The 21,895-nt window shown below is 72.5% G+C and carries 18 protein-coding genes; 9 read left to right on the forward strand and 9 right to left on the reverse strand.

The features are described 5' to 3' along the window. Positions 1–721, reverse strand: a 721-nt coding sequence (locus ABZW03_RS08735; RefSeq protein ID WP_355254011.1) for a hypothetical protein, incomplete at its 3' end; no start/stop codon positions are given. Between the two features lie 518 nt (positions 722–1,239). Between ABZW03_RS08735 and sepH the strand changes: the two genes are divergently transcribed. Next, positions 1,240–2,322, forward strand: a complete 1,083-nt coding sequence (gene sepH, locus ABZW03_RS08740; RefSeq protein WP_355254013.1) for a septation protein SepH — start codon at positions 1,240–1,242, stop codon at positions 2,320–2,322. Between the two features lie 76 nt (positions 2,323–2,398). Here the strand turns inward: sepH and ABZW03_RS08745 are convergent, their stop codons facing one another. Continuing rightward, positions 2,399–3,277 (reverse strand): sulfurtransferase, encoded by an 879-nt coding sequence (locus ABZW03_RS08745; protein WP_355254015.1) that lies wholly within the window; start codon positions 3,275–3,277, stop codon positions 2,399–2,401. A gap of 294 nt (positions 3,278–3,571) precedes the next feature. Here ABZW03_RS08745 and ABZW03_RS08750 point away from each other — a divergent pair, with 294 nt between their 5' ends. Further along, positions 3,572–4,315, forward strand: coding sequence for a VOC family protein (locus ABZW03_RS08750; RefSeq protein WP_355254062.1), 744 nt, complete (start codon positions 3,572–3,574; stop codon positions 4,313–4,315). Positions 4,316–4,340: 25 nt separating this feature from the next. Here the strand turns inward: ABZW03_RS08750 and ABZW03_RS08755 are convergent, their stop codons facing one another. The 4 genes from ABZW03_RS08755 to ABZW03_RS08770 form a co-directional block, all read right to left on the reverse strand. Continuing rightward, on the reverse strand, positions 4,341–4,997 hold the full coding sequence (locus tag ABZW03_RS08755) for a thymidine kinase (RefSeq protein ID WP_355254017.1): 657 nt from the start codon (positions 4,995–4,997) through the stop codon (positions 4,341–4,343). A gap of 61 nt (positions 4,998–5,058) precedes the next feature. Continuing rightward, the gene (locus ABZW03_RS08760; RefSeq protein WP_355254019.1) at positions 5,059–6,246 is read right to left on the reverse strand and encodes a nucleotide pyrophosphatase/phosphodiesterase family protein; all 1,188 of its coding nucleotides are present in this window, start codon (positions 6,244–6,246) and stop codon (positions 5,059–5,061) included. 44 nt (positions 6,247–6,290) lie between these two features. After that, positions 6,291–6,890 carry a DUF5998 family protein gene (locus tag ABZW03_RS08765; RefSeq protein WP_355254021.1) on the reverse strand — a complete coding sequence of 200 codons (600 nt, stop codon included), beginning with the start codon at positions 6,888–6,890 and terminating at the stop codon, positions 6,291–6,293. 91 nt (positions 6,891–6,981) lie between these two features. Then, positions 6,982–9,798 (reverse strand): GNAT family N-acetyltransferase, encoded by a 2,817-nt coding sequence (locus tag ABZW03_RS08770; RefSeq protein WP_355254023.1) that lies wholly within the window; start codon positions 9,796–9,798, stop codon positions 6,982–6,984. Between the two features lie 228 nt (positions 9,799–10,026). Here ABZW03_RS08770 and ABZW03_RS08775 point away from each other — a divergent pair, with 228 nt between their 5' ends. Both ABZW03_RS08775 and ABZW03_RS08780 read left to right on the forward strand, forming a co-directional pair. Next, positions 10,027–10,308 (forward strand): HPr family phosphocarrier protein, encoded by a 282-nt coding sequence (locus tag ABZW03_RS08775; protein ID WP_049653316.1) that lies wholly within the window; start codon positions 10,027–10,029, stop codon positions 10,306–10,308. Positions 10,309–10,450: 142 nt separating this feature from the next. Beyond that, a complete protein-coding gene (locus ABZW03_RS08780; RefSeq protein ID WP_355254025.1) occupies positions 10,451–11,263 on the forward strand; it encodes an LAGLIDADG family homing endonuclease in 813 nt (270 codons plus the stop codon). 42 nt (positions 11,264–11,305) lie between these two features. Here ABZW03_RS08780 and ABZW03_RS08785 read toward each other — a convergent pair whose 3' ends face one another. The 3 genes from ABZW03_RS08785 to ABZW03_RS08795 form a co-directional block, all read right to left on the reverse strand. Further along, positions 11,306–12,499, reverse strand: coding sequence for an RtcB family protein (locus ABZW03_RS08785; protein WP_355254027.1), 1,194 nt, complete (start codon positions 12,497–12,499; stop codon positions 11,306–11,308). 320 nt (positions 12,500–12,819) lie between these two features. Continuing rightward, entirely contained in the window at positions 12,820–14,184 is a 1,365-nt protein-coding gene (locus ABZW03_RS08790) for a pitrilysin family protein (RefSeq protein ID WP_355254064.1), read from the reverse strand. Positions 14,185–14,204: 20 nt separating this feature from the next. Then, positions 14,205–15,554: a pitrilysin family protein gene (locus ABZW03_RS08795; RefSeq protein ID WP_355254029.1), complete on the reverse strand. Its 1,350-nt coding sequence runs from the start codon at positions 15,552–15,554 to the stop codon at positions 14,205–14,207. A gap of 306 nt (positions 15,555–15,860) precedes the next feature. Here ABZW03_RS08795 and ABZW03_RS08800 point away from each other — a divergent pair, with 306 nt between their 5' ends. The 5 genes from ABZW03_RS08800 (at position 15,861) to ABZW03_RS08820 (ending at position 21,885) form a co-directional block, all read left to right on the forward strand. Then, complete coding sequence (locus tag ABZW03_RS08800; RefSeq protein WP_355254034.1) at positions 15,861–18,311, forward strand: DNA topoisomerase IV subunit A; 2,451 nt, start codon at positions 15,861–15,863, stop codon at positions 18,309–18,311. Between the two features lie 191 nt (positions 18,312–18,502). Further along, positions 18,503–18,796: a type VII secretion target gene (locus tag ABZW03_RS08805; protein WP_355254036.1), complete on the forward strand. Its 294-nt coding sequence runs from the start codon at positions 18,503–18,505 to the stop codon at positions 18,794–18,796. Between the two features lie 27 nt (positions 18,797–18,823). After that, complete coding sequence (locus ABZW03_RS08810; protein WP_355254038.1) at positions 18,824–20,074, forward strand: hypothetical protein; 1,251 nt, start codon at positions 18,824–18,826, stop codon at positions 20,072–20,074. 12 nt (positions 20,075–20,086) lie between these two features. Further along, entirely contained in the window at positions 20,087–21,145 is a 1,059-nt protein-coding gene (locus tag ABZW03_RS08815) for a hypothetical protein (RefSeq protein WP_355254040.1), read from the forward strand. A gap of 17 nt (positions 21,146–21,162) precedes the next feature. After that, complete coding sequence (locus ABZW03_RS08820; RefSeq protein ID WP_355254042.1) at positions 21,163–21,885, forward strand: hypothetical protein; 723 nt, start codon at positions 21,163–21,165, stop codon at positions 21,883–21,885. Positions 21,886–21,895 lie beyond the last annotated feature (10 nt).

The raw sequence follows: 21,895 nt of genomic DNA on the forward strand, positions 1-21,895 counted from the left end.
GGGCGGCGCTCGGGCCGGCCGCGGGCGTGGCCGTCCCGGCGCCGGTGCTCGGCGTGTCGCCCGGCTCCCGGCTCGGCCGGCCGGTCGCCGGGGCCGAGGCGCCGCCGGACGGCGCGGTGTCCCGGCCCGGCCGCCCGCTCGGGGCGGGCCGGTCCGCCGGGGCCTCCTGCGGCCGGTCGGACCTGGGCGTCACCGAGCCGCCGAAGGACGTGCCGTTGCCGGACTCGCCCTTGACCGTCGCCGACACCGGTTGCCCGGTGGCCAGTTCGAACACCACGATCGGCGTCATCGCCAGCACGAAGACCAGCCCGGACACCGCCGCGTACGTCTTCCAGCCCCAGCGGCGGCGCGCCCGCACCACCTGCGGCTCGTTCCACTCCGAGGTGATCACCGGCGGCTGCACCCGCGTCCCGGGCGCCTCGCCCTCCACCGGCACCTGGCGCAGGGTGTTGGCGGTGTGGTTCGGCCCCCGGTCCACCACCTCGCGCAGCTGCTCGCCGGTCCGCTTGAAGATGTGCTGGAACACCGCGCCGCCGGTGGTGGCCCCGATGCTCACCACGGCGGCGCCCAGGATCGTTCCGTACACCCCCAGTTCGGAGGCCAGCAGCGCGCCCACCACCGTGGCCAGCGCACTCGCCGCGACCTGAGCCACACTCAGATCGATGCGCCTGCGCTCCTCCTTGGCCTTGCCGCCCTCCTCGGCGGGGCTCCGCTCCGGCATCAACAATCCCTCGGTCCGTACGGCTGTTCTTCGAACAAGACTCTCCATCTTGCACAAAGAAGGACACAAGGGACGAAAATGCGGTTCTCCGCGCCCGGATTGTGTGAAGATGATCACCGTTCCTCCGGCGGCGGTCCGCCATCGGGGAAGCGCGCTCTTGAGATTCCCGTGAATCGCGGGAGACTTGAGCGGCGAGCCGCCCCTCCGGATGCCACGAATGGAGTACTGTTCGTAAAGCCCGAGCCTTGGGTCGACTTGTCGACTGTGCCTGTACCGACAGCTTGACGAGGAGCCACGGAGCGGGCACGCACGGCGACGCCGGTCCCGGATCGTCGCGAACACTCCGCGTGCGAGGACGGCCGGGACACCCAGGCGCGACGCCGACGGACGGCGTGGCAAAAAGGCAACCGTGCCACAGCGGCGCGCGCGGGTGTAAGCCCGACACGCCGGGGAACTCAGCAAGGTTGTGGCCAGTCGCGAGTGGGCAGGCCACACTCAGTACGGGAGCAGCGACGCAGGTGACGTCGGCAGGCACCACCCGGGAGGTAACCGTGCCCGAACTGCGGGTTGTGGCCGTCAGCAACGACGGCACACGGCTGGTGCTCAAGGCTGCCGACAGCACGGAGTACACCCTCCCCATCGACGAGCGGCTACGTGCCGCCATCCGCGGCGACCGGCCGCGCCTCGGCCAGATCGAGATCGAGGTCGAGAGCCATCTGCGCCCCCGGGACATCCAGGCCCGGATACGAGCCGGTGCCTCCGCCGAGGAGGTCGCCCAGGCCGCCGGGATCTCCGTCGACCGCGTCCGCCGCTTCGAGGGCCCGGTCCTCGCCGAGCGCGCCTTCATGGCCGAGCGCGCCCGCAAGACCGCCATCCGCCGCAACGGCGAGTCCCCCGGCCCGCAGCTCGGCGAGGCCGTCGCCGAGCGGCTCGCGCTGCGCGGCGCCGAGAAGGAGACCGAGCGCTGGGACTCCTGGCGGCGCGACGACGGCACCTGGGAGGTCATCCTCTCCTACCGGGCCGACGGCGAGGGCCGCAGCGCCTCCTGGACGTACGACCCGCCCCGGCGCCTGGTCCAGCCCAACGACGACGAGGCCCGCGCGCTGATCGGCGAGAACGTCGAGCGCGAGGAGGAGTCGGTCTTCCCGTTCATCCCGCGGATCGCCCGGCTCCCCCAGGACCGGCCGCCCCGCCCGATGATCGACCGGCCCTCGGCCGACCGCATCATGTCGGCCCGCGAGGTCCGCGAGTCGCGGGAGGCCACCGCCGAGTCCCGGGACTCGCTGACCAGCCTGCTCGACGTGGTGCCCGCCTTCCGCGGCGACCTCGCGGTGGGCGCCCCCGCCCCGATCGAGCCGGTGCCCGCCGAGGTCGCCGAGGAGGGCGAGGAGCCCGCCGCGGCGGCGGCCGCCCCGGCGGTCGGCGCGGGCTCGGCCTACGCCGACATCCTGATGCCGCGCGCCGTCGCCCCGCACCGCGAGCGCCTGGTCGGCACCACCGACCGGCAGGCCGAGGCGGACGGCGTCCGGCCCGGCCGCCGGGCCACCGTGCCCAGCTGGGACGAGATCGTCTTCGGCAGCCGGCGCAAGAAGCAGGAGTAGCGGACCGGACGTGGTGAAGGGGCGGGAGGCCTGGCCTCCCGCCCCTTCACCACGTCTCAGCCCTTCACCAGGTCTCTCAGCCCGGCTGGTCGGTGACCGCCACCGGACGGCCGGCGTCGCTCGACCACTCGCTCCACGACCCCGGGTACAGCGTGGCCGGCAGGCCGGCCACCTCCAGCGCCAGGATCTGGTGCGCCGCCGTCACGCCCGAACCGCAGTACACCGCGGTGTCCCGCTCCCCCGCGCCCAGCGCCCGGAACCGGGCGGCCAGCTCGGCCGCCGGGAGGAACCGGCCGTCCGGGCCCACGTTCCCGGCCGTCGGTGCCGAGACCGCGCCCGGGATGTGCCCGGCCCGCGGGTCCACCGGCTCGGTCTCGCCCCGGTAGCGCTCCCCGGACCGGGCGTCCAGCAGCAGGCCGCCGCGCGCCCAGGCCGCGGCGCCGTCGCCGTCCACCGTCGGCAGCTGCCCCGGCACCGGCTTGAAGTCGCCCTCCCCGGGCTCCGGCAGCTCGGCCGTCACCGGCAGCCCGGCCGCCTGCCAGGCCGCGAAGCCGCCGTCCAGCACCCGGACGTCCCGGTGCCCGGCCCAGCGCAGCAGCCACCAGGCCCGGGCCGCCGCCATCGAGGCCGCGCCGTCGTACACCACGACCGGGCGCCGGGCGCTCACCCCGAAGCGGCGCATCGCCGCACCGAACTCCTCCGGGTCCGGCAGCGGGTGGCGCCCGCCCCGGCCGGGGGCGCCGGGCGGGGCGGCCAGGTCCCGGTCCAGCTCGACGAAGTGGGCGCCGGGCAGGTGACCGGCCCGGTACTCCTCGGCCGCGGTCGGGCCGCCCGGCGCGGCACCGACCAGCTGGTAGCGCACGTCCAGCAGCACCGGCGGCAGCGGGGAGGACAGCGCCTCCCGCAGCGCGGCCGCGGAGATCAGCGGGGAACCGTCGTTGTAGGTGGTGGTCATGGCGGCCATTGTCGCGCAGCGCGGCTCCGGCGGCGGGGCTTCCGGATCCCCGCCTCGGCCCTGCCGCATTTCTGCCGCTTTACGCCTGCGTCCCTGCTGCGGCCGGACCGGCGCGAACCGGCCGGATCCGCCGGGAATCCGCCGGACACGCCCGAACCGCCGCTCTTTGTGGGGTTCTTTGCCGGACTTTCCGCGCGGCCCGAGGGTTGGGCGCCCGCCAGGGTGGAAGCATCACCCTCGCGCGCGAGGATCCCCGTGCGCCGACCATCCACGAGGAGGCCCGCATTGCCCGCGGTGGAACTCCGACTGGCCCAGGGCACGCCCTGCTGGGTCAGCCTGCTGACCGACGACCTGCCCGGAGCCCGCGCCTTCTACGGCGCCCTGCTCGGCTGGACGTACACGCCCGGGCCCGGCCAGCTCGGCGACTACGTCCGGGCCGAGCTCGACGGGGCGCCGGTGGCCGGCCTCGGCGTCTCCACCGCGACCGGCTTCCCGGTGCAGTGGACCACCTACTTCGCCGTGGACGACGCCGACCGCACCGCCCAACTCGTCCGCGCGTGCGGCGGAACGGTCGCCGTCGGGCCGCTCCAGGCCGAGCGCGCCGGGCGGATGGCCATCGCCGCCGACGTCTCCGGGGCGGTCTTCGGCCTCTGGCAGGGCGAGGAGCACCTCGGCCGGGAGGCCGGCCGCGAACCGGGCGCCCCCGCCTGGTCCGAACTGCTCACCCCCGACGCCCGGGGCGCGGCCGGCTTCTACGCCACCGTGCTCGACCGCCCGGTCCACGCCGGCCCGGACGAGAGCGCGCTGCTGGTGGACGGGCGCCCGGTCGCCGGCATCCGGCACCGCGCCGAGCTGCGCGGCCACCCGCCGCGCTGGCGCACCCACTTCGCGGTCCGCGACGCCGGGCTGACCGCCCGTCACGCCGTCGAGCTCGGCGGCCGGGTGCTGGTCGATCCGCAGGACACCGCCCGCGGCCGGGCCGCCCGGCTCGCCGACCCGCAGGGCGGGCACTTCTCGGTGCTGGAGGTGCTCCCCTAGCCTTCGCGGCTCGGGGCCGCCGGCCTCAGGCCTGCTGCTCCTCGAAGGGCAGCACGTCCGGGGAGAGCACCGAGGCGCGCGCCGTCGCGGCGGTCAGCCGGCGGCGGTGGTGGCGGCGGCAGAGCACCTCGTAGCCGACCTCGTCCTGGTCCACCGAGATGTCGCCGACCACCACCTGGGCACCCTCGACCACCATCACCCCGCCGACCGTCCGGGCGTTGTGGGTGGCCCGCGCTCCGCACCAGCAGAGCGCCTCGACCTGGAGCACCTCCACCCGGTCGGCCAGCTCGATCAGCCGCTGCGAGCCGGGGAACAGCCGGGTGCGGAAGTCGGTGGTGATGCCGAAGGTGTAGACGTCGATGTCCAGTTCGTCCACCACCCGGGCCAGCTGGTCGACCTGCTCGGCGGCGAAGAACTGCGCCTCGTCGCAGATCAGGTAGTCCACCCGGCCGCCGGCCGAGAGCCGGTGCACCACGTGCGCGTGGAAGTCGAAGTCGTCCGTCACCTCGACCGCCTCGGCGCGCAGGCCCAGCCGGCTGGAGATCGTCGCCGCGCCCGCCCGGTCGTTGCGGGTGAGGATCACGCCCTGCCGGCCGCGCGCGGAGTGGTTGTGGTCCATCTGCAGCGCCAGCGTCGACTTGCCGCAGTCCATCGTGCCCGAGAAGAACACCAGTTCAGCCATGGGTGGAGCAAAGGCCTTTCAAATCAAGGAAGTTCGGGCACAGAAGAGTCAAGGGCGAGGTTCAGCCGCGGACTTCGAGCAGCGGCACGAACTGCTCGACCGGGGTCATCGATCCGTGCAGACCGATCATCGCGGACTCGCCGGGCTCGTTGCGGGAGGCGACGATCGCGATGTCGTCGCGCGCCGCGGCGACCACGTCACCGATCCGGGCGTACACCCGCTCGTCCACGGCCGGGCCGAACCAGCCCGCCTCGATCGCCTGGTCCCGGGTGGCCACCCACATCCGGTCGCCCAGCACCTCGCTCCAGACCGTGTGCACGTCGGCCGCGGCGCCCGGCACCGCGTACACGTGCCGGGCCCGGCCCTCGCCGCCGAGCAGGGCGACGCCGGCGCCCAGCTCCCAGTCCTCGTCGAAGTCGATCCGGTCCTCCGGGGCGATGTCGATCATGCCGTGGTCGGCCGTCACGTACATCGCCGAGCGCGGCGGGAGCTGCTCGGCCAGCCGGCGGGCCAGCCGGTCCACCGCGTCCAGCGTCATCCGCCACTCGTCCGAGTCCACCCCGAAGCGGTGGCCCGCGCCGTCCAGCTCGCTGACGTAGGTGTACACCAGCGCCCGGTCGTGCTCGGCCAGCCAGGCGGCCGCCCGGTCCATCCGCTCCTCGCCCGTGGTGCGGCCGAGGAAGCTGCCGCCGGACAGCGCCACCCTGGTCAGCGGGGTCTGGGCGAACAGCGGGGAGGAGACCTGCGCGGTCGCCACCCCGGCCTGGTGGGTGCGCTCGAAGACCGTCGGGTACGGCTGCCAGGCGTGCGGGTCGGTCGGCGGCTGCCAGCGCAGCTGGTTCATCAGGTAGCCGGCGCCCGGCACCGCCACCGTGTACCCGGCCAGGCCGTGCAGGCCCGGCGGCGTTCCGGTGCCGACCGAGGCCAGCGAGGTCGCCGTGGTGGACGGGAACCCCGCGGTCAGCGGACGGCCGCTGCCGCCCAGCGAACTCCCGGCGAGCGAGGACAGGAACGGCGCGTACTCGGGGTGGCGCAGCAGCAGCTCCCAGCCCAGGCCGTCCACCAGGAAGACCACCACCCGGTCCGCCGGGGCGATCGGGAGCGTCGCGGTGAACCCGGGGACGCCGAGCCCCGCCGCCACCGAGGGCAGCAGGTCGCACAGCGAACCGCTGCCGTACGGGGGCGCGGGGGCCGTGGCCGGGTCAAGGATCTCGAAGGCGTCGTAGCCGTCGGCAGGAACGAAGGACATGGAACCGGATTCGTAGCGGTGCGGGCGGTCGGCGGCGGCGGAGCTCAGACCCGCGGGCCGTTGCTGATCGTCGCGTCGGACAGCGCCCGGGCGAACACCAGCGCCTGGGCCACCGTCTCCGGACCGTCGCCGGCCTCGCTCACCCGCAGGGAGAGGTCGTCGGCCGTGGCCGAGCCGGTGTAGCCGTGGTCCGCCTCGCAGTTCGGGTCGGAGCAGCCGGCCGGCTCCAGGTCCAGGCGCTGCACCGCGCCCCAGCCGATCGTCAGCACCACCTCGCGCGGCAGGGTGCCCGGGGTGTACGTCTCCGGGTTCGCCACCATCCGGCTCACCACGACCGAGCCGATCCGGTCGAGCCGGACGCTCTCCGTCGACGTCGTCGCGAACGGCACCGCCGGGCTGCCCTCGGCCCCGGACTGCTCGTCGGTGTGGCTCACCACGAACCGGGTCGGGGTGAGCACCAGCACCGTCACGTGCCGGCGCACCTCGTTGGCGTCGAAGGTCGTCTCCTGGTGCACCAGGTAGGAGCTGATCGGCTCCGGGCCCACCGCGGACTCGACCGCCTCGGACACCAGGGCCGGGTAGTAGCCGCTGCGCTCGATAGCCGAGCGCAGGTCCTGAGTGGTGGTGGTACCGGTCTTCGCCATATCTCCATCCTGGCATGGTCCGCCGACGAAGCGGGCGGCACGGCGCCGAGCTTCGGACAACAGCGCCCGGGCAGGGCGCAACCAAGGAAGGTTACAGCGTGCTCATCGCGCGCGGGCCCAGATCGCTGCGGACCGGCAGGGGTGCGACCCGTACCCGCGCCCCCAGGATCGCCAGTCCGTGCGGGGCCACGACCACCGGTTCGAGGTCCACCGAGGCGATCTCCGGCACGTCGTCCACCAGCTGCGAGACCCGCAGCAGCAGTTCCTCCAGCGCGTCGGTGTCCACCGACTCGGCGCCGCGCCAGCCGAACAGCAGCGGCGCCGCGCGGACCTCCCGGATCAGTCCGGCGACGTCCTGGTCGGTGGCCGGAACGAGGCGGTGCGCCGTGTCGCCCAGCAGTTCGGCCGGTGCGCCGGCCAGGCCGAAGGAGAGGATCGCGCCGACCGCCGGGTCCACCGTGGCGGCGATCACGGTGTCCACGCCGCGCGGTGCCATCCGCTGGACCACCAGCTCGGCCTGCGCGGCGCCGCCGAGCAGCGCGTCCAGCTCGTGGTGGGCGCGGCGCAGGCCCGCCTCGTCGGTCAGGTCCAGCCGGACGCTGCCCAGGTCGGGGCGGTGGCGCAGGTGCGGGGCGGTCGCCTTGAGGGCCACCGGGTAGCCGAGCGCCCCGGCGGCCCGGACGGCGGTCTCCTCGTCCGGGGCCGGGCGCACCGGCGAGACGTCGATGCCGTAGCGGGCCAGCAGCTCCGCGGCCTCCGCCTCGGGCAGGGTGATCCGGGCACCGCCGGGCTGGGTCCGGGCGGCTACCGCGGCCCGGGTGCTCAGCGCCGCCTCCACCAGCCGGCGGACGCCGGGCTCGTCGATCCGGTCCAGCTCGGGGACGCGCGCCGTCTCCTCCGCCTCGGCCGTGCGGCGGCGCCACTGCGCGTAGTGCACGGCGTGGGCGAGGGCGTGCACGGCCCGCTCGGGCGCCGCGTACGCGGGGATGCCGCCGGGGCGCAGCCGAACCGGCAGGTCGGTCAGCGCCAGGTGGGTGAGCAGCAGCGGCTTGCCCAGCTCCCGGGCCCGACTCCCGGCCTCCAGCAGGGCGGCGGCGATCTCCGGGTCGTCCGAGCCCATCGCGGGGTCGTCCTCGCCGGTCAGCCGGCCGCCCATGAAGGCGTGGGCGGAGGTGCCGATCGGCGGGATGGCGACGGCGATCACCGCGTCCACGGACGGGTCGGCGAGGGCGACGTCCAGGGCGATCCGGAAGTTCTCGCCGGTCGCGGCGGTGGTGAGGTCGACGGGTGTGCACGGGCGCAGGCCGGCGCTCAGCAGGGCGTCGTAGGTGAGCAGGCCGAGCGAGTCGGAGTTGCCGACCACCGCGACCCGGTCCCCCGGCGGCAGCGGCTGCTGGGCGAGCAGCTCGCCGGTGTCGTACAGCTCGGTGATGGTCGACACCCGGGTGACGCCCGCCTGTTCGAACAGCGCGTCCACCGTGGCGTCGCGCAGTCCGGTGGCGGTGGCGGGGACGGCGTGGCCGGGGGGCAGGCTGCCGGTGTGCCGGGCGCCCTTGACCACCACGACCGGCTTGACGGCGGCGAGCCGGCGGGCGATCCGGGTGAACTTGCGCGGGTTGCCGAAGGACTCCAGGTAGAGCAGCACCACCTGGGTGGCCTCGTCCTCGGCCCAGTACTGGAGGAAGTCGTTGCCGGAGACGTCGGAGCGGTTGCCGACCGAGGCGAAGGAGGAGACGCCCAGGCCGCGCTTGTGGGCGGCCTCCAGCAGGGCCACGCCGATCGCGCCGGACTGGCAGAAGATCCCGAAGCCGCCGCGGCCGGGCAGGCGCGGGGCGAGCGAGGCGTTCAGCGGGTGCTGCGGGTCGGTGTTGATCAGGCCGAAGGCGTTCGGGCCGATCACCCGCATGCCGGCCGCGCGGGCCTGGCGGACCAGTGCGCGCTGGCGGTCCCGGCCCTCCGGACCGGTCTCCGCGTAGCCGGCGGTGACCACCACCAGGCCCTGCACGCCGTGGGCGCCGCACTCGGCGACGGCGGCCGGGACGGCGCCCTCGGGGACGGCGATCACCGCGAGGTCCACCGGCCCGGGAATGTCCAGAATCGAACGGTGGACCGGGACGCCGTCCAGCTCGGTGCCGGGCGCGGCGTTGCGGTTCACCGCGTACACCGGGCGGTCGGCCGGGGCGTGGTCCCCCAGCAGGTCGCGCAGGATGGCCCGGCCGACGGTCTGCGGGGTGCGGGAGACCCCGATCACCGCCACCGAGCGCGGGGTGAGCAGCCGCTGCACCGAGCGCGCCTCGGCGCGGTGCTCGCGGGCGCGCATCACGGCGAGCGAGCGGTCGGTCTGTTCGAGGTCGAACTCCAGGTGCACCACGCCGTCGGCGAAGCTGCGGTGCTGGGTGTAGCCGGCGTCGGTGAAGACCTTCACCATCTTCCGGTTCTCCGGCAGCACCTCGGCCTGGAAGCGGCGGATGCCGCGCTCCTGGGCGACGGCGGCGATGTGCTCCAGCAGGGCGGAGGCGACGCCGCGGCCCTGGTGGGCGTCCTGCACCAGGAAGGCGACCTCGGCGTCGGTGCCGGTCTCGGAGGGGCGGCCCTCGGCGTCGATCCGGTCGTACCGGACGGTGGCGATGAAGTGGTCCCGGACCACCACGGCGAGGCCGACCCGGTTCACGAAGTCGTGGTGGGTGAAGCGGCGGACGTCCTTGTCGGAGAGCCGCGGATAGGGGGCGAAGAACCGGAAGTACTTCGACTGATCCGACACCTGCTCGTAGAACTCCACGAGCCGTCCGGCGTCGTCGGGCGTGATCGGCCGGATCCGGGCCGTGCCTCCGTCGCGCAGCAGGACGTCCGCTTCCCAGTGCTGCGGGTAGTCGGGTTGCTCGGGGTTCGCCACCGCGGGGTCTTCCACATTCGTCAGGTTATCCGGCGGCGAGCCGAATGGCGTCGGCCGCGTGCTCGCGGCAGGGTGGACGGGACCATCGACCGGGGTTTATGCCCCGAAAAGAAACAATCACAAGTCCTGAACGCGGCGGTTCCCAGGGGCCGCCTGCGTGCAACACTGGTCTAGACAACATGGCCGCTTCCCCCGCTCCCCCGGAGCACGGCCGTGACCAGCTTCACCGGAAAGGCACGTCTCATGGCTGAGCGCCGCGTCACCATCGGTTGGGCCGAGGGCCTGCACGCCCGTCCCGCCTCCGTCTTCGTCCGGGCCGTCACGGCCACCGGCGTGCCGATCACCATCGCCAAGCCCGGTGGCAACCCGGTCAACGCCGCCTCCATGCTCGGCCTCCTCGGCCTGGGCGCCCAGGGCGGCGACGAGGTCATCCTCGCCTCGGACGCCGAGAACGCCGACGACGCCCTCGACCGCCTGGCCAAGCTCGTCTCGGAGGGCCTCGACGAGCTCCCCGCCGCGGCCTGACGCCTCGCACGCACACGAAGCGCCCGGTAGTGCCTAGCACTACCGGGCGCTTCTGTTCGCGGATTCGATCGTATCCACACCATTGAGGGAACCGCTGATCGTTCGACCCTCTCGAACGGCGGGTCGCGCTCATGCTCGCGGCATGACGTTCTTCGACCTCGAACGACCCGAGCACGCCTACATGTTCGCCTTCCTCCAGGCGGACGGACACCTCGCGCAGGAAGTCGGCAACAAGGGCCGCCTCACGGTGGAACTCTCCGCGCGAGACGCCCCGATTCTGGAGGAGTTCCAGAGGCTCTGCCCGCACAACAGCACCATCAGCTACCGGACGCGCACGACGAACTTCAAGGCGGATCACACATCGGCGATGTGGACTGTCTGTGCCCGGGAGTTCCGCGAGGAGCTGCAGACGCTCGGCCTGCCGGTAGGGCGCAAGTCCGAGATCGTCGCACCGCCGAGCGTCCCGTTCTCCGAGCGCGACTACCTGCGGGGGCTGGTCGACGCCGACGGATCTGTGGGACGCACATCGCAGGACCTGCCGTTCGTGAGCCTCACCACCAAGAGCGATGCCGTGGCGATCTTCACGGCCGACTATGCAGATCGGCTCTGTGGCGCCCGTCGCAAGCTCAACCGAAACAAGCGGGACGACGTCTACAACATTCTCTTTCTGAAAGAGGCTGCGGTGGCTCTGGCTACCGATCTCTACTATTCAGGCTGCCTGGCACTACCTCGCAAGCTGGCCGGCGCCGATCGCGCCGCCGCCTGGGTTCGCCCGCCCACTATGGGCTTCGCTCCCCCACGACGCAGTTGGACTCCCGACGAGGATGAGGTGATCCTCACTGCGCCGAGCATGGAGCGAGCGTCCGAGCAGTTGGGCCGAACGCTCAAGAGCTGCAAGATTCGGCACTGGCGACTCGTCGGCCCCAAGCGCCCACGAGTCTTCCCCCAGCGCTGACGACGGCCCCCGACAGATGTCGGGGGCCGTCTCATGTGCCGTTCAGCCCTTCACGCAGACGACCTGCATGAGGTGGGCGATCGGCTCGACCAGGTCGGTCTGCTGGGCCATGACTTTCTCGATGGACTTGTAGGCGCCCGGGATCTCGTCCACGACACCGCTGTCCTTGCGGCACTCCACGCCCTTGGTCTGCTCGATCAGGTCCTGCGTCGTGAACCGCTTCTTCGCGGCGTTGCGGCTCATCTTGCGGCCGGCGCCGTGCGAGGCGGAGTTGAACGCCGCCTCGTTGCCCAGGCCGCGGACGATGTAGGAGCCGGTGGCCATGGACCCGGGGATGATGCCGTAGTCGCCGACCTGGGCTCGGATGGCACCCTTGCGGGTCACCAGCAGATCCAGGCCGTCGTACCGCTCCTCCGCCACGTAGTTGTGGTGGCAGCTGATCTCGTCCTCGAACGTGACCTTCGCCTTGGGGAATTCACGACGGACGACGTCCTTGAGGAGTGCCATCATGATCGAACGATTGTTGAGCGCGTACTCCTGTGCCCAGAACAGGTCCTGGCGGTAGGCCGCCATCTGCGGGGTCTCCGAGATGAAGACCGCGAGGTCGCGGTCGACCAGCCCCTGGTTGTGGGGAAGGGAACGAGCCACGCCCATGTGATGGTCTGCCAACTCCTTGCCAATTCCACGCGATCCGGAGTGCAATGTCAGCCAGACATTTCCACCATCATCCAAACATAGCTCCGTATGATGATTTCCCCCGCCAAGGGTTCCCATCTGCTGCATGGCCTTTTCCCGGCGCCACTTGACCTCCTGCGCCACCCCGTCGAAGCGCTGCCAGAAGTCGTCCCAGCCAGCGGCGCGGAAGCCATGCAGCTTGGTCGGGTCGACCGGGTCGGTGTGCAGGCCGCGGCCGACGGGGATGGCCTGCTCGATCTTGGAGCGCAGGCGGGAGAGGTCGTCCGGGAGGTCGTCGGCGGTGAGCGAGGTCTTCACCGCGCTCATCCCGCAGCCGATGTCGACGCCGACCGCCGCCGGGCAGACCGCGCCGTTCATGGCGATGACGGAGCCGACGGTGGCGCCCTTGCCCAGGTGGACGTCGGGCATCACGGCGAGGCCGTGCAGCCAGGGCAGGGAGCTGATGTTGCGCAGCTGCTGGAGGGCCTGGCCCTCGACCGTGGCCGGGTCGGTCCACATCCGGATCGGGACCCGGACGCCGGGGACTTCGGTGTACGACATGGGTGAACGACCTCCAGGGGTCGGGTGGTTCGGGGACATGGTCGCCGCGCGACAGCGGTCCCGGCGCGGCGCGGGGAAGTCCAGGAGGAGGGCTCAGACGCCCAGGGCGACGGAACAGGGGGAATACGGCCTTGGGGAGCGTCGTCGTATGGCGTGCTCGACCCGCATGGTGCCGCCTCCCTTCCCTCGTCGCAGTGCGCACGTGCTGTGCGTCGGGGAACATCTATCCACGGAACCGGCACGGCCCGCAACGGATTTAACAACGCGTCCGGCCCGGCGGAGCGGGGCGCTCCACCGGGCCGGCGAGGGTCGGACGGGGGTCAGCTGACGACGGTGACCTCGCCGATGCCGAGCGCCCGCACGTCGTCGGCGATCACGGCGGCGTCGCCGACCAGGACGGTCACCAGGCGGTCCGGCGGGAAGGCCGCGACGACCGCCTCGGTGGCTGCGGCGGTGGGCAGTTCGGCGAGCTGCCGGTAGACCTCGGCCTGGTAGTCGTCCGGCAGGTACTGCTCGACCTGGTCGGCCAGGGTGCCGGCGACCGAGCCCGCGGTCTCGTACTTCAGCGGGGCGACGCCGACCAGGAACTGCACGGCCTCGTCGCGCTCGGCGTCGGTGAGGCCCTCGGCGGCGAGGGTGCGCAGGATGGTCCAGGTGTCGGCCAGCGCGGGGGCGGTGGAGGCGGTGTCCACCGAACCGCTGATGGCGAGCATCGCGCGCCCGCTGCCGTCGGCCGCCGAGCGCAGCGGCTGGGCGAAGGCGCGCACGCCGTAGGTGTAGCCCTTCTCCTCGCGCAGGACGCGGTCCAGGCGGGAGGTGAGGGTGCCGCCGAGGCAGTAGGTGCCGAGGGTCTGGGCGGCCCAGACCGGGTCGTGGCGGTCGGGCCCGATCCGGCCGATCAGCAGCTGGGTCTGGACGGAGCCGGGGCGGTCCACGATGACGACGCGGCCGCGGTCGTCGCCGGTCACCGGGGCGTGGACGGACGGCTCGGCGGCCGTGCCGGTCCAGCTGCCGAGGGTGGACTCCAGCAGCGCGGGCAGGTCCACGCCGGTGAGGTCGCCGACCACCACGACGGTGCTGGTCGCGGGGCGCACGTGGGCGTCGTAGAAGGCCTTGACGGCCGCGCGGTCGATCGACTTGACGGTGTCGGCGGTGCCGGCCCGGGGCCGGGAGAGCCGGTCGGCGCCGTCGAAGAGCTCGGCGTACAGGGCCTTGGCGGCGCGCCGGGCCGGGTTGGCCTGCTCGTGGACGATCTCGTCCAGGCGGTTGGCGACCAGCCGCTCGATCTCCTCCTCGGGCAGCGCGGGGGCGCGCAGGGCGTCGGCGAGCAGGGACAGGCCGCGCTGGAGCCGGGAGGCGGGGACCTCCAGGGAGATCCGGATGCACGGGTGGTCGGCGTGCGCGTCGAGGGTGGCGCCGGCGCGCTCCAGCTCGGCGGCGAACTCCTCGGCGCTGAGGGTGTCGGTGCCCTCGCTGAAGGCGCGGGCGAGGATGCCGGCGATGCCGTCCAGGCCCTCGGGCTCGGCGGCGAGCGGGGCGTCGAGCAGGACCTCGACGGCGACCAGCTGCTGGCCGGGTCGGTGGCAGTGCAGGACGGTGATGCCGTTGCCGAGGGCGGCCCGCTCGGGGGCGGGGAAGTCCCAGGGGCTGGGCGTGCCCGGCCGGGGCTGCGGGTGGAAGGTCATGGCGGGGACGTAGTCGGTGCTCATACGGCGGCACCCTCCTCTTCGGAAGCGGCGTCGGAGTCGGCGTCGGTCTCGGCGGCGGCGGTCGGCTCGTAGACGAGGACGGCCCGGTTGTCGGGGTGGATCCGGGCCTTGGCGACGGCCTGGACCTCCTCGGCGGTGACGTCGAGGACCTTCGGGAGGGCGTCGTTGAGCAGCTTGGGGTCGCCGAACAGGACGGCGTAGCGGCACAGTTCGTCGGCGCGGCCGGCCACGGTGGTGAGCCGGTCGAGCCACTCGCGCTCGATCTGGGCCTGGGCGCGCTCCAGCTCCTCGGCCGTGGGGCCCTCGGCGGCGAAGCGGGCGAGCTCCTCGTCGACGGCGGTGCCGATCTGCTCGAGGGTGGCGTCGCCGGAGGTCTTGACGTCGAGCCAGCCGAGGCTGGGGGCGCCGGCCAGCCGCAGCAGGCCGAAGCCGGCGGCGACGGCGGTGCGGTCGCGGCGGACCAGCCGGTTGTAGAGGCGGCTGGACTCGCCGCTGCCCAGGATGGTGAGGGCGAGGTCGGCGGCGTCGGCCTCGCGGGTGCCGTCGTGCGGGAGGCGGTAGGCGGCCATCAGGGCGCGGGAGGGGACGTCCTCGTGGATCTCCTCGCGGATCTCCCGGCCGATGTTCTCGGGGAGTTCGCCCGAGCGCGGGGGCTGCTTGCCGTCGTGCGCGGGGATCGAGCCGAAGTACTTCTCGACCCAGGCGATCGTCTGCTCGGGGTCGATGTCGCCGACGACGGACAGGACGGCGTTGTTGGGCGCGTAGTACGTCCGGAAGAACGCGCGGGCGTCCTCCAGGGTGGCCGCGTCCAGGTCGGCCATGGACCCGATCGGGGTGTGGTGGTACGGGTGGCCGTCGGGGAACGAGAGCGCGGTGAGCTTCTCGAAGGCGGTGCCGTACGGGACGTTGTCGTAGCGCTGGCGGCGCTCGTTCTTGACGACGTCGCGCTGGTTCTCCATGGACGTCTCGTCCAGCGCGGCGAGCAGCGAGCCCATCCGGTCGGCCTCCAGCCAGAGGGCGAGCTCCAGCTGGTGGGCGGGCATGGTCTCGAAGTAGTTGGTGCGCTCGAAGCTGGTGGTGCCGTTGAGCGAGCCGCCGGCGCCCTGGACGAGCTCGAAGTGCCCGTTGTTGGAGACGTTGGCCGAGCCCTGGAACATCAGGTGCTCGAAGAGGTGGGCGAGGCCGGTGCGGCCCTTGACCTCGTGGCGGGAGCCCACGTCGTACCAGAGGCAGACGGCGGCGACCGGGGTGAGGTGGTCCTCGGAGAGGACGACGCGCAGGCCGTTGGCCAGGCGGTGCTCGGTGATGGCGATGCCTCGGCTGGAGGCGGGGGCCGGGTTGGCCATGCGCTCGGGTCCTTCCCGTCGTCGATGTCGGGGTTCGTGTGGCGTCCCCCATTGTGGTGCAACGTGCGGGAGCCGTGTTCGTGTCCGCGCGGAGGGGGGCGTTCGCCAGGGGCGGAAGAGGGCCGCTGACCGGGACTGTCATCGCGAGGGTCCACAATGGGGGCGCCGCGCCCTGTCGACGGCGCCCGGTTGACGGGTCCGGCGGCGGGACGGCGTGGAGACGGCCGACGAGCGCCCCCGGCGTTCGGCGGCCGGCCGACGACCGACCGAGACACAGCCAGCGACACGTAAGGGAGCCCCGCCGCGATGGCCCGCCGCAGTTCGCAGACCCCGCCGCCCGGAGACTTCGAGGAGCGGATCCTCGACGTCGACGTCGTGGACGAGATGCAGGGCTCCTTCCTGGAGTACGCCTACTCGGTGATCTACTCGCGTGCGCTGCCCGACGCGCGGGACGGCCTGAAGCCGGTGCACCGCCGGATCCTGTACCAGGCCAACGAGATGGGCCTACGCCCGGACCGCGCGCACGTGAAGTGCGCCCGCGTGGTGGGCGAGGTGATGGGCCGGCTGCACCCGCACGGCGACCAGTCGATCTACGACTCGGTGGTGCGCATGGCGCAGCCGTTCTCGATGCGGCTGCCGCTGATCGACGGGCACGGCAACTTCGGTTCGCTGGGCAACGACGACCCGCCGGCCGCGATGCGCTACACCGAGTCGCGGCTGACGGCCGCCTCGATGGCGATGGTGGAGTCGATCCACGAGGACACCGTCGACTTCGGGCCGAACTACGACGGCAGCGAGCAGGAGCCGCTGGCGCTGCCGGCCGCGTTCCCGAACCTGCTGGTGAACGGCGCGACGGGCATCGCGGTGGGCATGGCGACGAACATGCCGCCGCACAACCTGTCCGAGGTGGTCGCGGCCGCCCGGCACCTGATCAAGCACCCGAACGCGGACCTGGACACGCTGATGCGGTTCGTGCCCGGTCCGGACCTGCCGACCGGCGGGCGGATCGTGGGCCTGTCGGGCATCCGGGACGCGTACGAGTCCGGCCGCGGCACCTTCAAGATCCGGGCGACGACGACGGTGGAGGCGGTGACGGCCCGCCGCAAGGGCATCGTGGTCACCGAGCTGCCGTACAACGTCGGCCCGGAGAAGGTCATCTCGAAGATCAAGGACCTGGTCAACGCGAAGAAGCTGCAGGGCATCGCGGACGTCAAGGACCTGACCGACCGCGAGCACGGGCTGCGGCTGGTCATCGAGGTGAAGAACGGCTTCGTGCCGGAGGCGCTGCTGGAGCAGCTCTACAAGCTGACGCCGCTGGAGGAGACCTTCGGCATCAACAACGTGGCGCTGGTGGACGGGCAGCCGCTGACGCTGGGCCTGAAGGAGCTGCTGGAGGTCTACGTCGACCACCGCTTCACCGTGGTGCGCCGGCGCAGCGACTTCCGCCGCCGCAAGCGCGAGGAGCGGCTGCACCTGGTCGAGGGCCTGCTGGTGGCGCTGCTCGACATCGACGAGGTCATCGCGATCATCCGGTCGAGTGACAACGCGCAGCAGGCGAAGGAGCGCCTGATGGAGCGCTTCTCGCTGTCGGAGACGCAGACCGCGTACATCCTGGACACCCCGCTGCGGCGGCTGACCCGCTTCGACCGGGTGGAGCTGGAGCAGGAGAAGGCGAAGCTGACCTCGGAGATCGCGGAGCTGACCGAGATCCTGGAGTCGGACACCAAGCTGCGCAGCGTGGTGTCGTCCGAACTGGGCGCGGTGGCGAAGCAGTTCGGCACCGAGCGGCGCACCGTGCTGCTGGAGGCGGGGGCGGTCCCGTCGGCGGCGCTGGCGGTGCCGCTGGAGGTCGCGGACGACCCGTGCCGGGTCCTGCTGTCCTCGACGGGCCTGCTGGCGCGGACGGCGGACGGCGAGCCGTTCGAGGTGTCGGAGAAGCGGGCGAAGCACGACGTGATCGTGTCGGCGGTGCACGCGACGGCGCGGGCGGACGTGGGCGTGGTGACGACCGCGGGCCGGGTGCTGCGGCTGCCGGTGATCGACCTGCCGGCGCTGCCGCCGACGCCGTCGCCGACGCTGGCGGGCGGGGCCGCGGTGGGCGAGTTCCTGCGGCTGGAGGCCGGGGAGCGGGTGCTGGCGCTGACCACGCTGGACGAGTCCTCGCCGGGGCTGGCGCTGGGCACGGTGCAGGGCGTGGTGAAGCGGGTGGTGCCGGAGTGGCCGGCGAACAAGGACGAGTTCGAGGTGATCGCCCTCAAGGAGGGTGACGAGCTGGTGGGCGCGGTCGAGCTGCGCACCGGCGAGGAGGACCTGGTCTTCGTCACCTCGGACGCCCAGCTGCTGCGCTACCCGGCGGGCCAGGTGCGTCCGCAGGGCCGCCCGGCGGGTGGCATGGCGGGCATCAAGCTGTCGGACGGCGCCCGGGTGCTGTCCTTCACGGCGGTGGACCCGGCGGCGGACGCGGTGGTGGTCTCGGTGGCCACGGCCACGGGCACGCTGTCCGGCGGCGAGCAGACCAGCTGGAAGGTCACCCCGTTCGAGCAGTACCCGCGCAAGGGCCGCGCCACCGGCGGCGTGCGCTGCCAGCGCTTCCTGCGCGGCGAGGACGCCCTGGCCTTCGCCTGGGCCGGTGCCGCCCCGGCCCGCGCCGCCACCGCCAAGGGCGCCCCGGTCGACCTGCCCGAGCGCGACCCGCGCCGCGACGGCTCGGGCACCCCGGTCACCACCCCGATCGCGGTGGTCGCCGGCCCGGCGTAACGGCTCCCGCCCGAGCGGAGGGGTACCGGATCATCCATCCGGTGCCCCTCCGCTTTTTCGTGCCCTTCCGGCCGGGAATGCGGAACGGCGATCTCCAATTCCCGCCCATGGCCGGATCTTTGCCCGTCCATGGGTTAGGTTCACCGAACAGGTGCTCAATTGTCCGTCAGCATCCTTGGGGGGATGGAGAGTTGGCTGATCAATTCAAGATCGACATGGACCGGATGAGAGCGGTGTCCAAACAGCTCGACGAATGCGCCAAGCGCATGAAGACGGTCGCCAAGAGCCTGGAGAGCGCCGGGATCGCCCGCCAGACCGGCAACGCGTGGCTCGACTCGGCATGTCTGGGCTTCGAACGCCACTGGCACGGCGCCATGGGGCGGATGGGCAAGCTGGCCCACAACCTCCACGAGGGCCTGGACGAATCACTCAAGGCCTACTCGGACAACGACCAGGGCGTCGCCAAGGCCTACGGCGCGAACTGAGCCGACCAGCAGCAGGGGACATCCACCATGAGTGACAAGAACTGGCCGGGGCTCGGCTTCTGCCCGGCCCCGGGGGACCTCGCGGCCATCGCCAAGATGTACGCGGACGTCGACGCCGTAGCGCGGGAACTGGAAGAACTGCAGAGGACACTCGCCGGCATCGGCTCCGACGGCGGCGCCTGGGAAGGTGAAGCGGCGCGCAAGTTCGCCGACAAGCTGGGCCAACTGCCCAAGTACCTCACCCAGGGCCACGAGTCGATGGCCGCCTGCTCACGGGCCCTCAAGGCCTGGCACACCCAGCTCTCCGGCATGCTCACCGCCGGCCGCACGATGGAGGCCGAGGCCGTCGAGCTGCGCGCCCGGCTGGCCGACACGGACGGCCAGGTCACCGCCCTCGGCAACACCCTGAAGGGCTACGCGCAGAACGGCGGGCAAACCGCCGACAACGTGATCAACCGCGCCCAGGCGCAGTTCGACGCGGCCAAGGAGGCCAGCACCCGTGGCCACCACCAGCTCGACGAGGTCATCAAGCGCGCCCACAAACAGCTGGAGGACCACCGGCACAAGGCCGAGGCCGCCGCCAAGGCGATCGTGGAGGCGTCCCGTCACCACCCACCGGACCCGGGCCTGCTCAAGCGGATGCTGGACAACGTGAAAAAGGCCTGGAACAAGTCGTTGGACTTCCTGTCCGACCACGCCGACATCCTGTCGATGATCTCGGCCGGACTGACGATCGCCGCGCTCTTCACCCCGTTCGGCCCGGTGCTGGTCGCCGGGGCCGTTCTGGCGAGCGCGGGCGCGCTGAGCGGGCACGGCATCGCCAAGCTCCGTGGCAAGGACGTGTCGTGGATGACCCTCGGGCTGGATGCGTTGGGCTTGGTCCCCGGTTACGGGCTGGTCAAGGGCTTCGCCACAGCCGCCAAGGGAACCCGCGCCGCGAGCGCCGGCGGCAGCGCGCTCGCCATGGCCAGGGTTCCGATGTCGACCAAGGCCGTCACCACGTGGATACCCAAGGGCGCGGGCTGGGTCAGCCAGTCGGAAAAGGCACCCAACGTCGCCCGCGTCTTCTCGGAAAAGGTCGCGTCCCGCTTGTCGGCGCTCGATCCCGCGAAGGTCACGGCCAGTGCGAAGGCAGCCTCGATCGTCTACGGCACGTACAAGCAAGTGGACAGAGCGATCGAGAGAAGGGAGGCGGCGCAGTCCGTCGTGCTTCCCGGGCCGCTCGCGAGGCCGGCAGTCCGGCCGACGTCCGCCCCGTTCCTGAACGCCGTCGGCTGAGAGGAGAGAGCCATGGCCAAGGATCTCCATGCCACGCTCCCCGTCGAGGGCGGACGGATCGCCGCGGTGCCCGAGGTGGCCGAGGCCGCGCGGCGGGCCGAAACGCTCTACGGAATCAATCTGTTGCACGACTACGTGGCACGCGATGTGGTGACCAAGCATCTGCGGATGCAGAACCAGCAGGACTGGTACTCCGAACTGGCCGGCCTGTTCATCATCGGGGGAATCGCAGGTGCCGTGTTCCTCGGCGCGTCGATGAGCTCGCCGGCCGAGGGACGACAGGTGGCCGGCCTGGTGGTGGCCATCCTTGCGATCCCCATCGGCATCTGGATCGGGATCCGCGGCATGTCCTGGGAGGCGGAGAAGAAGACCGCCTCCGTGCACTTCACCACGTACGTGGGCCTGTTGAACCGGGCACGGGGAGCTGGCATGGCGGTCACGATCCCCCCCGAGTGGGGAGTCGCCGCCGAGCGGGCCTCGTGGGAGGAAGGCACGACAGCATCAGCACAGCCGCCAGCCGCTCCGGGCACGCCCTCCGCCAGTCCGGCTCCCCCGCAGTCGGCTGCGGCACAGCCGACCTCGTGGTGGCCGGCCAACGCCGTGATCGACCCGAAGTTCCCGGTGCTGCCGACCGCTGTACTCGCGCGCCACTGGGCCCTGGCCGACCGGGCCCGCGAACTCGGTGCTCCGCACGGCCTCGACTTCCTGGACGAACAGGCGGTCCGGGGACTGCTCACCGCCGTGAAGCGGTCCCGTCGGTGGATCAGCCTCTGGGGCAGGACGTTCATCCTCACCGTGGTCGCCGGCATGATCGTCGCTCCCTTGGGCATGGACCCCGCCGGTACCGAGTACCGCCAGCAGCTCACCTCCCTCGGCGCAGGCCTGGTCGTCATCGGCTTGCTCGCTGCTGTCCCGGCGCTGACGGAGCTCTGGACCTGGCGCCGCTCCGGCCTGCGCGAGCGCGCCAACGCCTACCTCGACCTGCTCGTCGAGGCCCGTTCGTACGGCGTCCCAGTCCCCGTCCCGCCCGCCTGGCTGGACGTCCGCAACCGGATCCGCAAGCCCTCATGACCGCCGTGGAAGGCCCGATGTCCGACATTCCGGTAACAACCGGCGACGCGCCACTCCAGATCCGCTTCATCGTCCCGCCCGCCTTCCACGAGGTCCCGGTGTTCGGCACCGAGGAGCAGGTGGTGGAGGCGCTCTGGGAAATGGTCTGCGAGGTGCTGGCCTCCCGGTCCGAGGAGGACCGGGCGAGCTGGGCCATGATGCTGGCCGAGCTGATCCCGCCGATGGCCGAGGCCGGGGTGATCCACGCCGGGATGTGCCTGGTGGACGTGGACGGCCGGCCGAGCACCGCCTCGATCACGGCCTCCGTGTGCCCGCTGGTCGGGACCGACTACGAGGGCGCGGTGGACTTCCTGCTCACCCGCCTCGCCCGGTCCCGTCCGGAGGCGGAGGTGACGGCGGTCGAGCTGCCGGCCGGACGGGCGGTGGCGGTGATCGACGCCGTCGCGACCGCGGTCGACGACGGGTCGACCCCGCTGGACGGCCTGGCGGTCCCGCTCGTCGACGGGGTGCTGACCACCTCGGTGATCCAGGTGCACCTGCCGCTGCCGAACGAGTCCCAGCTGCTCTCCCTGGAGCTGAGCACCCCCTGCCCCGAGGACTGGGAGCTCTACTCGGAGCTGTTCGCGGGCGTCGTCCGCAGCATCCACCTGGAGTTCGCCGACCTCCCGACCGTCTCCGAGCCGCTGTACGACACGGTGGACGAGGAGGTGGCGGAGCGGGTGAAGGCCGCCTTCGGGTGATCGCGTGAGG

Source organism: Kitasatospora sp. NPDC004799 (genome assembly GCF_040609095.1).
Lineage (GTDB): Bacteria > Actinomycetota > Actinomycetes > Streptomycetales > Streptomycetaceae > Kitasatospora.